Raw genomic sequence first — 14,853 nt, forward strand, 5'->3', positions numbered from 1 at the left:
AGTTACAATTTCAAAGAAAGAGCCGATCGCGAATATGAAATCTGTAAGGAGATTAAGGAGATATGATATAATTAATAACACCCGATCATAGCAAATCCTCCCACTCCCTATCCGTCAGCGACTTCAGCGGATCGTTTTCGGTGATGAATGTTTCGGCCAGTTCGCTCTTGGACTCTTGCAGGTTGCGTATCTTCTCCTCGATCGTGTCGGCAGTGATGAAACGGTAGACAAAGACCTGTTTATCCTGCCCGATACGGTGGGCACGGCCTTCCGCCTGCAACTCTGCCGCCGGATTCCACCAGGGATCGATGATGAATACATAATCGGCATCCGTCAGGTTCAAACCGACTCCACCTGCTTTCAGGGAAATGAAAAAGGCAGAAACATCAGGCCGGGTCGAAAAGCGGGTGATCTCCCTTTCCCTGTCGACCGTACTGCCGGTAAGCATTGCATATGGCCAGTCACGTTCCGTAAATGCCTTCGCCAACAAATCCAGGTGCGTGACAAAAGAGGAAAAGATCAATACCTTATGTCCTTCGCTGACCAATGTTTCAAAAGCATCCAGCACCTGCTCTATCTTTCCCGAACTACCCGTATAATCCGGCATCACCATCCGGGGATGATTAGCCAGCTGACGCAAACGGGTAATCCCGTTCAGAGCGACAAACGCATTCTTATTGCGTTCCTGCAAGATCGTATTCCGCAATGCATTCTTTTCTTTTTGGTAGACTTCCCGCTGTTCAGGTGTCATTTCACAGAATACCAGCTCTTCCGTCAATGGCGGAAGTTCGGGTGCTACCTGTTGCTTGGTTCGCCGCAGGAAGAAAGGACGGATAATCTCCTGCAATCTTTTCGCAGCTTTCTCATTTCCCTCTTTCGTGATCGGCTGAATAAAATATTTCCTGAAACCATCCGCAGATCCCAGCAAGCCTGGATTGATAAAATTGAATTGTGCCCATAAGTCTTTCAGCGAGTTTTCGATCGGAGTCCCAGTCAGTACCAGGCGATGCTCACATTGCAGGCGGACAACCGAATGGTATGTCATGGAAGCCGGATTCTTTATATTCTGGCTTTCATCCAGTATCACATACGTAAAACGATACTTCTCCAGCAATTCGATATCCCTCCGGAGAAGCCCGTAAGTGACCAATACGATATTATACCGGTTGAAACTCTTCCAGGGTTCCCTCCTTTTCTGGTCGCCCGTATAAGTATAAACGCTCAATGTACTGAACTTACGGATCTCCCGTTTCCAGTTCGGCAACAAAGAGGTAGGTACGACGATCAGCGATGCAGGGAGAAGCGTCTCCTCTTTCTCTTTTTTCTTTTCGTCCGGCAAATCCATTCCGAAGAACGAGAGTTGTCCACCGGAGTCGATCGTGATATTTGCCGGTTCAGCTTCAGGCAGAGTAACCTCTACGGGTTCTTCCGGATCATATATATGTTGCAGCAAAGTTATCGTCTGCAATGTTTTCCCCAGTCCCATATCATCCGCCAGGCAACCACCAAAGCCGTTTGCCGCCAGATGAACCAGCCATGAAAAACCTTCCTGCTGGTACGGACGCAAGGTCGCTTTTATTTTAGGTGGAACAGCAACAGACTCTTTCTGCACATACTCCTTCGATAAAGTATCATCCTGCTCCAATACAGAAACGATCCCCAGGTGCATTTTCCGCACTCTGATCTCCTCTGTCCGGTCGTCGCCGAAGGCAAACAAATCGCTATACTTCTCAAACCAGTCCTCCGGCAATAAAGCCACCTGCCCGTCCGGCAGCACAAACTCCCGCTTCCCCTCCTGAATATGTTTTCTGAAACGGATAAAAGGGAATTGGTAATCGCCCATACGAACCATTATACGAATATCGAACCAGTCGGGAGAAGAAGCGATCTCTTGGGTAAGCGAAACCTCTCCCAGATAGAAACTCAGCGATGTATCTGTCTTTATAAAAGAGAAGCAAGACTCCAACTCCGTTTTATGTCGTTGCAGCCAATCGATAAAAGTATATCCGCCCGACTCCGCAGCCCGGACAAATTGCGTATCTGTAATCTGCTTGAAGTTCCATTGTTCGAGCAGGCTGATATAAGTTTGTTCCAACCGCGGGTCGCGTGTAAAATAATAAATGACAGGCTTTCCATCCATCTTTTCCAACCGGGGATAAGTAAACTCACATTTCTTTCCCGGTGAGAAATACCGGTCTCCGTACCGGAATCGCAATTGTAATGCCGGTTCGTCATTTATAGACCGTTCGACCGATAATTCAGGGACACAGGTTCGTACCTCCCGAATAATATCAAAGCCGGAAGATTCGCTGGGATAGTCACCAATCAAAGGAAGTACAACCATCTCCAGATACTTTTCGGCATCAGCCAGCGGCACTTCCACATATTTTCGGGTCTGAAAAGGAATAACTTTCGATGCTTCGATCCGCTTGAATGCCAGCAACCTATCATCGAGCAGAAATATAGCTGGTCGGGATGACAGCAACATAAACCGCCTCTTCTTCAGTAAAGGGATCTCTTCCCCATCCATCCGGCTGATGGCTGTATAACGGAAAGAGTGATCCGTTATCTCGAAACGAAAAGAAATCTCCGCCTCTTTCTCTGAAAAACGTATCCGGTCATGTCCATAAAGCTGTTTGACTCCGGGCTCCTTGAAATAGACAGGTAAATGATTCGCCCGCATCAACCTGACCATCTCCCTTATTTTCTTATCTATAAACGGACGAAGCTGCTTCTTCAACAAATCCGGCGCTATCGAGTTCAGGAAAGCAGCAACGGTACGCTGCCTGGAATACACCTGCATCAGATTCTTTTCCGAATAGCTTTGCGCAATGGCAATCGCCCGCTTCTCCATATCCGACAACTCCATGTCGTCCCCGGCATGGGTAGCCTGCTCCTCCACACTGATCACATCCGTAGATACAGGTTTGGCAAAATAAGGAATAAGCAAAGGCCCCAAAACGGGATGGTTACTTAATGCGATGATTAATATATGGTTCTCGGACATTCGACTGATTATTTTATCTGAAAAGAAATTAGTTTATTTACTGATTAATAGTCTTCAATATCAAATCTTTCAACTGCTGCTCCGTTGGAAGTTGTAGTTTATATTTAGACACAAAGATCTGTTCATCCAAACCTGTTGTTGCATATTGAACTAAAGCATTATTCTTATCTGTTACCAACAAAATTCCAATAGGTGGATTATCTCCGGGCTCCATCATCTCCGCCCGATAATAATTCAAATATGAATATAATTGCGACACATGAGAATGATTAAATGCAGAGATTTTCAGTTCGCAAAGAACATGACATTTCAATATTCTATGGTAAAATACCATATCAATAAAATAAAACTCATCACCAATCAAAATACGCTTTTGTCTTGCTTCAAAGCAAAACCCATTCCCCAATTCTATAATGAAATCACGCAAATGGTCGAGTAAAAGTGTTTCAAGTTCATCTTCTTTGACAAATGATAAACGTTGTGGTGGGATATTCAAGAACTCAAAGAAATAATCATCCTTGACAGCATCAGTGACGGTCTGCGGATGGATTTTCTGTTTGATTACAGATAATGCATTTTCTATATTACCGGACAAACCAACCCGTTCATAACTCAAAGATTCGATCTGACGTCTAAGTTCCCGAACAGAAAGTCCGGTTTGAATGGTTAGCATCTCATAATACATTCGTTTAATAGGATCATCAATCTTTAGTAGCTCAATAAAATGAGAGAAAGATATTGAAGAAAATATTTTATCGGCAGGCATTCCATCTATATCACACTCACCATCAACGACTTGCAATTTATGCGACAGTGTCGCACAAATCTCTTCTTTATCCTCTTCCAACGATTTATGTGACGCTGTCGCATAAATTAATCGAAATGAGCCGCTAATAAGTCTGGCAAATGCAGGATAAGTAAGATAAAACTTTCTCGACCATTGAAATAAGGTCACATTTAATCCTTTCTGATTCAATTTTTGTTCCAGTTGCTTCAATAACTGTTCACCATATTGCGCCCGGTCTTCACCATTCTGTTCAAACTCCACAATGTAAAAACCCACAAGCCAATTACGTATAGTCTGGAATTGGTTGACTGCTTTTACTGCATTCTGCTGTAATTGCTGATGAGTATTCTCTATGATAGCTGCTAACTGCTCAAAATTCATTACTACTAACTTTTCATATTGCATCCAAATGTACTTAATATTACATAATCAAATGTATAAAAACATTACTATTTTCAGTTTTACCCTCATATATAAATTCTTCTGAAATAAATAATTACTTTTGTTTAATCATAAAATACTAAATAATTACCGAATCATGTCATACTGCGAATACATAAATACCATCACTGGTTGGGCTCTCGATCTGAACAAAACATATCACGATGAGAAATATGGTTTTCCTATCGAAGATGATAACGAACTGTTCGGCAGGCTCCTGCTGGAAATCAACCAGGCAGGCTTGAGCTGGTCGACCATATTGAGAAAAGAAGCAGCTTTCCGTATTGCTTACGACAAGTTCGATATCGAAACGATTGCCAACTATACGGAAACAGAAGAAGCCAGGCTTTTATCCGATCCCGGTATTATCCGGAACAGGCTAAAAGTAAAAGCTGCCATCCACAATGCACAGGTCATTATGGAACTGAAAAAGGAATACGGCTCATTCAAAAGCTGGCTGGATCATCATCATCCTAAAACCAAAGACGAATGGACAAAACTGTTCAAACAAACATTCAAATTCACCGGTGGGGAGATCGTCAATGAGTTTCTGTTAAGTACCGGATATCTTGAAGGTGCCCATACGCCCGATTGTCCCATATACCAGAAAATATTGGACAAAAACCCGGCATGGAGAAGATTATAACACACTTTTCTGTAAAGCCCGGTATTCACTGGCAGCCATCCCCGTATGTCTTTTAAAATAACGTCCCAGATAGGATTGATCAGGAAAATGGAGTATTTCGGCTATCTCCTGAATGGTATATTCGGTAGACTGAAGAAGTACTTTTATTTCCAGGATCACCCGCTTGTCGATAATCTCTTTCGGTGAAGCAAAAGAGCTGCAAGCATGGCAAACCATGCGGAGATAAGAAAGCGTTATGCAAAGTTTGTCGGCATAAAACAAGGCATCACGCTGTTCGCGGCAATGCGTATCGAGTAAAGACATAAACTGATGATAACGCTCCTGCTTACGGGTAAATTTACCGACCGTTTGCTCAAAATAATTTAGACTTTTATCGTACAACCATAAAAGATAATTCTGTATAAAATTACGGAGCATCAATGCATTGAACTGATTACTTTTATCTTCAAAGATCAGTTTTCCCATATTCATCCAGACAGCTATATTTTTTAATAGCGAAGACTCATCCGGATAAGTATAACAAGGCGTTTCACGCAGGTAACTGGAAAACGGCACTCCCAAACGAAGGCTCACCTCATCATACACTTCCTTAGGAAACGTCAATATTTTGACATGAAATGTTTCTGAAGCACTCAGCAGATAAAAGGTCGTACCCGGCAAAACGATCATTTCCGTATTCTTCACGATTTCACATTTCTGTACACCGACCGAGACAACAGCCTCTCCTTCCGTGCACAATAAAATAAAACCACCTTCCATCCTGAACGGATAGTTAAGCAGCATATCCAGATTCGTCTCACTGTACCAGAACGACTCATTAAAGAACGAAAGATTCTTTTCCATCAGTTTATTTTAATACACAAAAATAGTTCTTTTCAGGAATAAAACCAACAAGAGAGTTGCGATAATGAACAATACAGTCGTACTTATGAAAAGGATCAGGCATTTATATCGGCCTACCTTTGCTGCGTTAAAAAATAAATCGTTTAAACATTTCAGCAATGTCAAAATTAAAAATGGATTATGCGGGGGGAAGTATCGGGAAGTTGTTTATAAAACAATTAGTCCCCAACATCCTGGGAATGGTGTTCGGTGCCCTGTTTATAATTGTAGACGGGATATTCGTAGGAAACGGGCTCGGAAGCGATGCCCTGGCTGCCATCAATATAGTTGTACCGATCTTTACCGTCATGACCGGTATCGGCCTGATGTTCGGTATGGGAGCAGCAATTATCGCAACGATCCACCTATCGAGAGGTAAACGCAGCAGTGCCAATGTGGTGATCACCGAGTCGTTCATTATTTCATCGCTGCTGATGTTTCTGTGTTCCATTATTGGAGTATGTTTTCCGGATGAGATCGTGATCCTGCTGGGTGCACCTTCCGGTATCGTCAGCCAGGCAAGTGAATACCTGATCACATTCTCTTGTTTCTCGGTATTCCAGATGGCTTTGAGTTCGCTACCTTTCTTTGTCAGGATAAGCAGTCCGAATTACAGTTTACTCTGTTTAAGTGTTGCTACGGTTCTAAATATTATACTCGACTACCTGTTTATCTTTGTATTCAAATGGGGGTTGTTCGGTGCTGCTTTTGCAACCGGGCTGGGTCAGGCTGTAGGTACTATTATGCTTATAGGCTTCCTGATGAGAAGATCGTCTCCCATCAGGTTTGTCAGACCTCGTATCAACAGGAGAAATATACAGTTTGCTCTTGGCAATACAGCCTCGATCTGCCGGCTGGGATTTCCGGTGTTACTGAGTGAAATAACAATTTCTGTTATGGCGGTAACGGGCAATTATACGTTCAGCCGTTATATCGGAGTGGATGGAGTGGCTGCTTTTAGTGTGATAAATTATCTGTTTCCCGTTGTATTTATGGTGTTCAATGCAGTAATACAGTCAGCACAACCAATTGTCAGTTACAATTACGGATTGAGACAACCCGCCCGGTACATAAAAGCCGTTCGATTGGCTTTATTTTCGGCGATAGGGATCAGTACGGTATTCGTTTTAGTATCTACCTTATTCAATCAAGTGATCGTATCGATGTTTATACCTGATCTTACCAACCCTGCCGGAATACTTGCAGCCGAAGGATTGCCTTATTTCTCGTTGGATTTCATTTTCTTCGGGATCAACGTTGTTGCCATCGGATATTATATGTCGATCGGGAATGTCAGACGGGCACTGATCTTCACCACGATACGCGGAATTTTACCGGTGATATGCTTTTTGATTCTGCCGGTATGGTTCGGTACGGTAGGTATCTGGCTTTCAGTCCCGGTAGCAGAAATACTTTCGGCTTCCGTAGTTGCTGTCGTTGTTTTCGCTAAGCGGAAACAACGACAGTGCTAACTCGGCATAATACCTTCAATCATCACAGAGATCCTCAAACGACTTAAATTTCCCTATCAACAACATAACCGATTCGGGTTTGCATCGACCGAATAATAATTCTAATTGATGGAATTTTTCTTCCATTGCGCAATACTTCCGAGGGGAATGATTTGTCCCTCTTCCGCTCCACGCAAAGCCGGATTCGCCTGTCGACAAAAAAAGATCCGTGACAAAAGATATTCCGGCTTTCTTTCCTGTCAGTATCTATTTTTTATTTAATGCTTCAAGTAACATCTTACCCGGTTTGAACTTCACGCTGTTGCGTGCAGGAATAACGGTCGGCACACCGTTTTTCGGATTACGCCCGGGTCGTTCTGCCTGTTGCCAAAGAGTAAATGTCCCGAAGCCCAACAGCATAATAGTTCTTTCTGTCAGAATCTCCTCTTCTAGAATTCCTTGGAAAGAATGAATAAAATCTCGCGCCTGCACCTCCGTAACCGACATGCGAAGGGCTATCTTTTTTACTAAATCTGTTCTGTTCATATGTATAATTTATTAGAATTATTACTTTTTCAAAACTCTTTCCATATCTCCTTACTGCCCCAATCGGTCACTTTCACACCCACACTGACACTTCCCTTGAAATTGACAAACACGTTAAGCAGCCGCCCCTCGACAGCCCGGAGAGGTTTACCCTGGCTATCGGACACAATAGTGGTCTTTAGTACGTTCCGGTGATAAATATCAATTTTAATATCATTATCCGTAGAGAATATATTAAAAACGGAAGAGACAAAATCTCCCGTATTATCGAACGCGGCATCAGGACTGTAGCTTACATCCGCACCATTAAGCTTACCGTAAAAATCCAGTCTGTCACTGCTTTTCCGCAGTACGTAATGAAACTCTCCATCCGTATCTCCAACATATTCCTTGAGATAACGTGCCGTAACAACAACACCCGATGTTTTACGTTTAAGGGACAGCACCTTTGTGGAAGTTTCGTTTGCCAGCATATCTATGGAACCGTAAAACAGGTCATCGGGTGAACCGGCGAGGGGCAGTGTTGTTTTAGTTTGGATAAGAGATACAAATGCCGTCTCCAAATGGTCACCTTTATGGAGCGTGGGCATCAACTGGTTTCCTTGTCTGCCGTTTCCCCATACCACCACCGTCAAAGCCTCGTGGTCGGGATAATCGAATGTTATAGATTCCAGGAGAGTACCCTCGTAGGAGTCCAGAAATTTTTTATCTTTATCGAAGATATAAAACGTAACATCTTTTACGACCTCGGCATCGATCTCATTTCCGTCCTCATCAAAGGCCGTAACCTTCAATGAAAACTGGGGTGTACCGGCATCTTCTCTGGCACATCCGGCAAATACAAATGCCGCAACTAACACGGAAAGTAGTAGCCCAAAAGAGTTACGATATTTGTTGTGTTGCATAACAGTTAATTTTAATATTGAAGAATAGTAACCTATAGTATATTATCTTGCAACGGCATTGCATCTGCCGTTGCAAGAAGGTAAATAGGTTGATTAGTTAAATTCTTTATTTATAATTTTTGCCTCCCATGTGGCTGCATTCACTGTAATTGTGATTTCTGCGGATTTCGGTAAATCTTCAGGGGTGGTTGTTCCACCACTACCTCCACCATTATTAACATTACCTGTAAGGGTTAATGTCACGGTATATTTTTTACCGGGCTCAATTGTCATGCCCGCATCCGAAGCATTAAAATGTACAGGATAGTAAATCAGATCCTCCGTTCCATCGGCATTAGTACGGGTCGATGCGATAGTCAGGATGGTCGGACGTATCAAGCCGCCTCCGAAATCATGATCGCCATTGTAACCGAATGTGTAAAAATGGTATTCTACCTCCCCAGAGGTTGCAAACGGTTGCTCCACCGTATCATTCAATACATCTGCCTGAGCTACGCCGGTAGTAGTAGCCGTTGCTATTCCGGAAAAGAAGTTGCTTTGAGTCACTTTTTCCGCACTTTCCGCGAAGAATTTACCGTCCGCTCCGGCAAACAATAGAGCCACACTGTTATCGGCAATTGAAACTGAGCCTACCCCCGGAGTATTATTCCTACGTTTGTCCATAACCACCACGTCGATTCGTGCCGCTACAAACGCCAGGTTTACAGAAACCGAAGCCGTCGATGGATCTCCTGAGCTTAATCCCGGAGTGAACGGGCCAACCAAACTCACACCACTCATCCACAGGTGGTCCGAAGTCTGAGTCGACGCACCTGTTTCATCGATAAGCTTGCCCGTGCGGGTTTTAAGGTCATTTTCATCGGTTATGCCCGCAAAAGGCCCTCCATCGATTACTCCCGTATTAGCAACGACATAGATTTTGCTTGCGGTTGTATTTGCATCATTCACGACGCCGTCAGCAGCACTGTTCATATACTTAGGTGTACCTACGAGTTTACCACCAGCATCGAACAGAAATATAATGTAATCGTTTACTGCGACATCTGTCGCATCTCCAGGATCACCTGTCGCTTTGCTCATCGACTCTGCCGAGCCCTTGATTTTAACAGTTATGCTAGCTTTACTCCCTGCCGAAGTCATATTTTCCGTTGTATCTTCTTTTGAACAAGAGAAGATAGTCAGGATAGCGAAAGCCACTGCTAGAAATTTAATTTTAGTCATTGTTTTTCTTATTTAAAATGTTTATAAATTATTTACAAGATCTAATGATATAATATTGCTTATCAACAGTTTAATTTTATTTAATAGGCCCATACTTTATGCTCCCTTATACACCGTACCCTTAACAAATCCGTCTTAGTCCCGTGAACAGGGCCACCCGCCGAACTGCCACCCTCTTTAAGCAGCACTCTATATATCAATTGTTCAGGTCGCGTCTGCTCTTCTGAACTGGTCGAGTATACCTGGTTGTTATCCGGATACCTTACATTTTGATTCTTCAAATCATTGTGCGTAGGCATAAACCAGTTGGCCTCACTCTCATCGATTATACCGTCACCATTCATGTCGCGGTTCTTTTCATGACAATAGCGTGATGCCGAACTTTTATAGATAGGGTGATAAATATTTTCAGCTGGATCAGGATAAAAATATGGAGCAACAGTCGGTTTAGTGTAATTGGGTATCGGACCGGTACCTCCTGTTTTACCATTACCATACATCTCCCGATAAGTTTTCCCGAAGTTTCTCGGCAAACGAGAGTTTATGCCTTCCCAGTTTACCTCAACATCGGTATAAACTGTATGTGCTGTCATTAATTGGCCATGCTCAGTCTTGTGGCCACTAGGTCCATCATATACAACAGTTCCTGAATATCCCCATTGCATCGTGGTCGTTCTCTGCAGCGATGGATCAATACCCGGATTCAGTGCCAGTGCAGCTTCCTCGATCCTTTCGAATACAAATGTTCTCTTGCCTACTATTCTTAAAGCAGTTTCGTTAAAAATAACCGGGTAGGTATTTATCATAGCTGCTGTTTGATCCCCCTTCGGAAACAAGTCTAGATATCCCGTCTGAGTAACAATATAGTCTTTCACTTCAGGCCTTGATCCATTACCGCCTTTATAGAACGAGAAACGGATAGTGGCGCTGCGGGTACCGTCAGGGTCGTCACCGTTCTTAAAGAAATCATCGGCATAAACATATAGTGTATTGTTCGTAACCGTCACACCAGAAAAAGGAATATCCGTAATCTTATAACACATGCGGTAGGTTGCATCGGCATATGTCATCGCATCGTCGTCCTCTTGTCCCTCGGGAATGGTATTCCAGCCACCCTTATCAGCCAAAGCCGCCCTCACACTTTTGTGCGGGATATATTTGGCACGGACAAAGCTGCCGGGCTCACCCGTCTGTTGCTGCCACTCATCATGCGGAGCTTCCTGCTTCACCTGGTGAAACATCAGATTCAGGGGTGATATTTTAAGCCATGTGGCTTCAAAACCGTCCTCGTCATAAGTTCTGCCATCCGCATCCACGATCTCCATTGTAGCCACTCCTTCGGAAGCATGGATACGCATTGGGCGGAAGTCCGGATGACAGTCCATATCCAGGTTATCCCCGTGATCTACCCTGAAATCGCCAACGTAATATTCTACATTCGAATCCACATCAATGTCGTTGAGTCCATTTACCGTTACGTTAAAGGTGTAGTGATTGCCACGAACGATATCATAGTTGCTGTGATTGTCTTCCCCCAGATAGATATAGGCGGAAACCTGCTTGGTTTCGGATCCAAACTTGTGCATCGCGCTGATCAGGATGGCTGTAGCGCGCTTGGGTTTAAACCAGGCTTTCCCCTTATCATCTTCATCATCAAATGCCATTTCCGGATATTGAGCCTCTTCCACAGGCAAAGCTCTATCGACACGTCCCCCACGCCGGTTTTCGAACAAATAGAGTTCCTGAGTGACAGATTTGTTTTCCATATCAATTTCGTCAAACGGGTTATCCCCTCCTGTAGTAAGCCAATACTTAGCGTCGTTGTTGATCTCCGGATCAGGGTTTACGTCCCCGGTTGCTGGAAAAAGATAACTGCTTGTAGGAGCATCTACCACATCCCAACCCAGCACAGTTACCTCCTGGTCTTCAGGGGTGTTGACTCTGACCTTCAGCGTGACCTTGGCTGCGAGGAATTTGAGTTCAATCGCGTCCGGTAACACGTTTTCCCCATCCTGAATATTCACATCCTCCGCATAGCCTGTCATCATTAACGGATTATCATCAAGCCCGAAACCAAGTTCAAGAGCAGCTACCGTAGCATCTTCGAGTTCCGGGTAGGTGTAGATGGCCTCCAGCCGGCTGTCAAGTCCATCCGCCACATTGGCAACGACACAGATTTTGCAGTTGCTACCCGAAAAAGTTTCTACATCCAGTGAAGTGCCCAGATCACCGGTGTATTTCCGGTTGGTCAAGATATCTCCTTGGTTGTTAAATATCATCACCCGCAGGCTCTCAATCTTTTTTTCCTTGTCAGGTGACATCGCCCGGGTCTTCCCGCTGCCCATCGTTGCCATATCCATTTTCAGACTTACCAGAGCCGGCTTGCCCTCCTTCACATTGCTGCCATTATTCCTTAATTCTTCATCAGAACATGATGTCGACAGCAATACTCCAAATAACAGTGTAATTATTATCTTTTTCATCTTTCATTTTATTTGCTGCAAAGTAAGAGTTGTTTTTCAAGGGAGATATTACAAAAGTTTCCAATTCACATAAACAATCTGTCTTAAATCGTATATTTCCCTTGTTTTTCATCCATTATCATATCTTTTCCAATACTTATTTCACCTGCAACAGCTTTTTCGATCAGCACAGTCGGGGTACATTTAAAATTGTGTTTGCAATAGGCCTGCAAATGTGAGAGGTTGTCAAAATCAAACTCGATCATCAACTGTTTGACTGTAATCCCGGGTTCAGCTGCTTTATTAATCATCCTGGTTAACTTTTTAATTGTCAGCCATTGTTTGGTGGTTATGCCAAACACTTCTCTGAATTTGGCATAAAAAGCCGATTTACTCATACAGGATAGCTCCATCAACTCTTTTGCCGATTTCACATTGCCATAATTCTCCAGCACAAAGCGCTTAAACTCGAATGACTGGGAAAGTATCGGATAAAACAGCCCGGCTAGTTCCTCTTTACTATAAAAATAGCGCAGACAAAGAAAAAGCTCATTGTGTTTCGCTTCGTGCAGATGCCCGCAATTCGCTTTATATTTTAGATAACAAACCGTCAATTCGCAAAAGACATCAAACGGGTATCTTATCGGTAAAGGCTCAAAATTGTAATCCATGCTATCAGCCAACTCGGTCAAAAGTTGAAAATTAAGTTTCTCACAACTGGTAGTCGGTGCTTCAAAGGCAAGAGTCAATATCTGAACATCTTCTAGACATTCCCCACTTACCAGTGATGCCTGAGCAATTAAAAAAAATTCTCCCCCACTGATTATCCTGTTTTCCGAAAGATTATAATTTAATCGAATTTTCCCTTCCAGTATAATAACAAGGTAATTTTTCATAGTCTCCCGTTCCAGTTTCCGGGTTGATCCTTTTTTAAATTCCTGAAAAAAAAATCCCGTATCGATCTCTTTGAGATATTTCCCACAGGTCAGATGCTCATTTACATAAAGCAAATTAGCTTTCATCGTTTGTTTCATATGCTTAGTCGTATAAAACCCTTATTTTGTAAATAAGGGAAACGGGCACTTTTTTAAAGATATACCGACTAATTAAAAGGAGATTTTGTTTATAAAGGCTGCTTTTTTTTTATGAAAAACAATGGAATATCAGCTATCAAACAGAATATAGTTGAAAAACGAGGTGTTATCAATAGTTAAAAACAAGGTTAGTCCTACCTGACTATATGCGTATTTTCGGATTATCACGAAAAACAGTTATTGCCTGGAAAAATTTATAAATAAATATGTAATTCAAGATATTTCTTTCTGCAATAGATAAATATATCAGTAGAAACCACTTCTTTTTCTCACTTAATTCTTTACATTTGCAATAAAATATCTTTTACATCATGATTTGTAAGGTGTAATCATTTAATTAATAACTTATTACATGAAACTTACCCTTATTTACAAAATAAGGGTCATGCCACCTTCACTAACAAATCCCCAACCGATTTGGTAATCATACTATTAGCCTCATTCATCACCGATTGATTCAATTGCTTAAGATAAATACGTGTAGTATTTTCAGAGGTATGTCCGAGTGCCTGGCTGATAACAGCAATCGGAATACCACACAATAATGCTTCGGATGCCCAAGTATGCCGGAAACGGTAAGTAGTCAACTGTATCGGGCTTATCAGAAATTGTCCGATCTCTTTCAAAGCTTCATTCTGGCATCTCAATAGTGATTTATAAGTTTCATAAGAAGCATTTTCTTCTTTAAGCAACGGAAAGAGGAAAGGTGTATCTTCCTGCTTATATTTATCCAGTATAATCTTCATCCCTTCTGTCATTCCGATACGTATCTCCGTTCCCGTTTTCCGACGATTGTAAATAATCTCTCCTTCCCTGATATTCTCCGGCTTAAGATGCACAAGATCCACAAATGCCATCCCGCAAGCCATAAAACTGAACAGGCTCAGATCGGCTGCCATCTCCAGTTCAGGCCTGTCGTCCAACTTGAGTCCGGCAATTTCCTCCATCACCTCACGCGACAATGCCCGTTTTGCCGTCGCTTGCTGTTTGATCTTCAATTTTGCAAAAGGCTTGCAATTCTTTACCTCTTCCGATCCATCAATCACCAGATTATACATCGCCCTGAAATTACTCAGATAGGTATTCACCGTATTCACTTTCAATCCTTTGCTTTTAAGATAGGCTTCGAACTCCATCACAAAGCGTTGTGTCACTCTCCTGAGCGGTAGCCTCTTTCCTTCACAAAACAACTCCAACCAGTTTGTGGCCGCCCGATACAGATCTGCAGTACTATCCCTCCCATCCTGTCTTTTCCGCGTTATACACGCCCTAAAACAGGAAAACAAATCGGATACCATCATTACTCTCTCGTTTTTCTTTCTCATATCAAATCTATTTTTCAATTATTATCCCCTTATTCCATGCTCTTTTCAAATATGAGGGGCTAAAAGAATCTTTAAACTCATCCTGT

11 protein-coding genes are annotated in these 14,853 nt (G+C 42.7%); 2 read left to right on the forward strand and 9 right to left on the reverse strand.

Annotation, left to right across the window (positions count from 1 at the left end):
• Positions 1-85 precede the first annotated feature (85 nt).
• Positions 86-3,007 carry a DEAD/DEAH box helicase gene (locus HMPREF1536_RS24945; protein WP_028728032.1) on the reverse strand — a complete coding sequence of 974 codons (2,922 nt, stop codon included), beginning with the start codon at positions 3,005-3,007 and terminating at the stop codon, positions 86-88.
• A 37-nt stretch (positions 3,008-3,044) separates the two neighbouring features.
• A complete protein-coding gene (locus HMPREF1536_RS24950; RefSeq protein ID WP_028728031.1) occupies positions 3,045-4,175 on the reverse strand; it encodes a PDDEXK nuclease domain-containing protein in 1,131 nt (376 codons plus the stop codon).
• Between the two features lie 157 nt (positions 4,176-4,332).
• Between HMPREF1536_RS24950 and HMPREF1536_RS24955 the strand changes: the two genes are divergently transcribed.
• Positions 4,333-4,881, forward strand: a complete 549-nt coding sequence (locus HMPREF1536_RS24955; protein WP_028728030.1) for a DNA-3-methyladenine glycosylase I — start codon at positions 4,333-4,335, stop codon at positions 4,879-4,881.
• Here the strand turns inward: HMPREF1536_RS24955 and HMPREF1536_RS24960 are convergent.
• Positions 4,876-5,724 (reverse strand): helix-turn-helix transcriptional regulator, encoded by an 849-nt coding sequence (locus HMPREF1536_RS24960; protein ID WP_028728029.1) that lies wholly within the window; start codon positions 5,722-5,724, stop codon positions 4,876-4,878. The genes HMPREF1536_RS24955 and HMPREF1536_RS24960 overlap by 6 nt on opposite strands.
• A gap of 158 nt (positions 5,725-5,882) precedes the next feature.
• Here HMPREF1536_RS24960 and HMPREF1536_RS24965 point away from each other — a divergent pair, with 158 nt between their 5' ends.
• Positions 5,883-7,235, forward strand: coding sequence for an MATE family efflux transporter (locus HMPREF1536_RS24965; RefSeq protein WP_028728028.1), 1,353 nt, complete (start codon positions 5,883-5,885; stop codon positions 7,233-7,235).
• A gap of 246 nt (positions 7,236-7,481) precedes the next feature.
• Here the strand turns inward: HMPREF1536_RS24965 and HMPREF1536_RS24970 are convergent, their stop codons facing one another.
• The 6 genes from HMPREF1536_RS24970 to HMPREF1536_RS24995 form a co-directional block, all read right to left on the reverse strand.
• Positions 7,482-7,760, reverse strand: a complete 279-nt coding sequence (locus tag HMPREF1536_RS24970; protein WP_028728027.1) for an HU family DNA-binding protein — start codon at positions 7,758-7,760, stop codon at positions 7,482-7,484.
• 29 nt (positions 7,761-7,789) lie between these two features.
• Positions 7,790-8,665 (reverse strand): FimB/Mfa2 family fimbrial subunit, encoded by an 876-nt coding sequence (locus HMPREF1536_RS24975; protein ID WP_028728026.1) that lies wholly within the window; start codon positions 8,663-8,665, stop codon positions 7,790-7,792.
• Between the two features lie 93 nt (positions 8,666-8,758).
• On the reverse strand, positions 8,759-9,886 hold the full coding sequence (locus HMPREF1536_RS24980) for a fimbrial protein (protein ID WP_028728025.1): 1,128 nt from the start codon (positions 9,884-9,886) through the stop codon (positions 8,759-8,761).
• 80 nt (positions 9,887-9,966) lie between these two features.
• Entirely contained in the window at positions 9,967-12,369 is a 2,403-nt protein-coding gene (locus HMPREF1536_RS24985) for a DUF4906 domain-containing protein (protein ID WP_052349843.1), read from the reverse strand.
• A gap of 83 nt (positions 12,370-12,452) precedes the next feature.
• Positions 12,453-13,382: a helix-turn-helix domain-containing protein gene (locus tag HMPREF1536_RS24990; RefSeq protein WP_044192284.1), complete on the reverse strand. Its 930-nt coding sequence runs from the start codon at positions 13,380-13,382 to the stop codon at positions 12,453-12,455.
• Positions 13,383-13,825: 443 nt separating this feature from the next.
• Positions 13,826-14,767: a tyrosine-type recombinase/integrase gene (locus tag HMPREF1536_RS24995; RefSeq protein WP_028728024.1), complete on the reverse strand. Its 942-nt coding sequence runs from the start codon at positions 14,765-14,767 to the stop codon at positions 13,826-13,828.
• Positions 14,768-14,853 lie beyond the last annotated feature (86 nt).

The sequence above is a fragment of the Parabacteroides gordonii MS-1 = DSM 23371 genome, assembly GCF_000969825.1.
GTDB lineage: Bacteria > Bacteroidota > Bacteroidia > Bacteroidales > Tannerellaceae > Parabacteroides > Parabacteroides gordonii.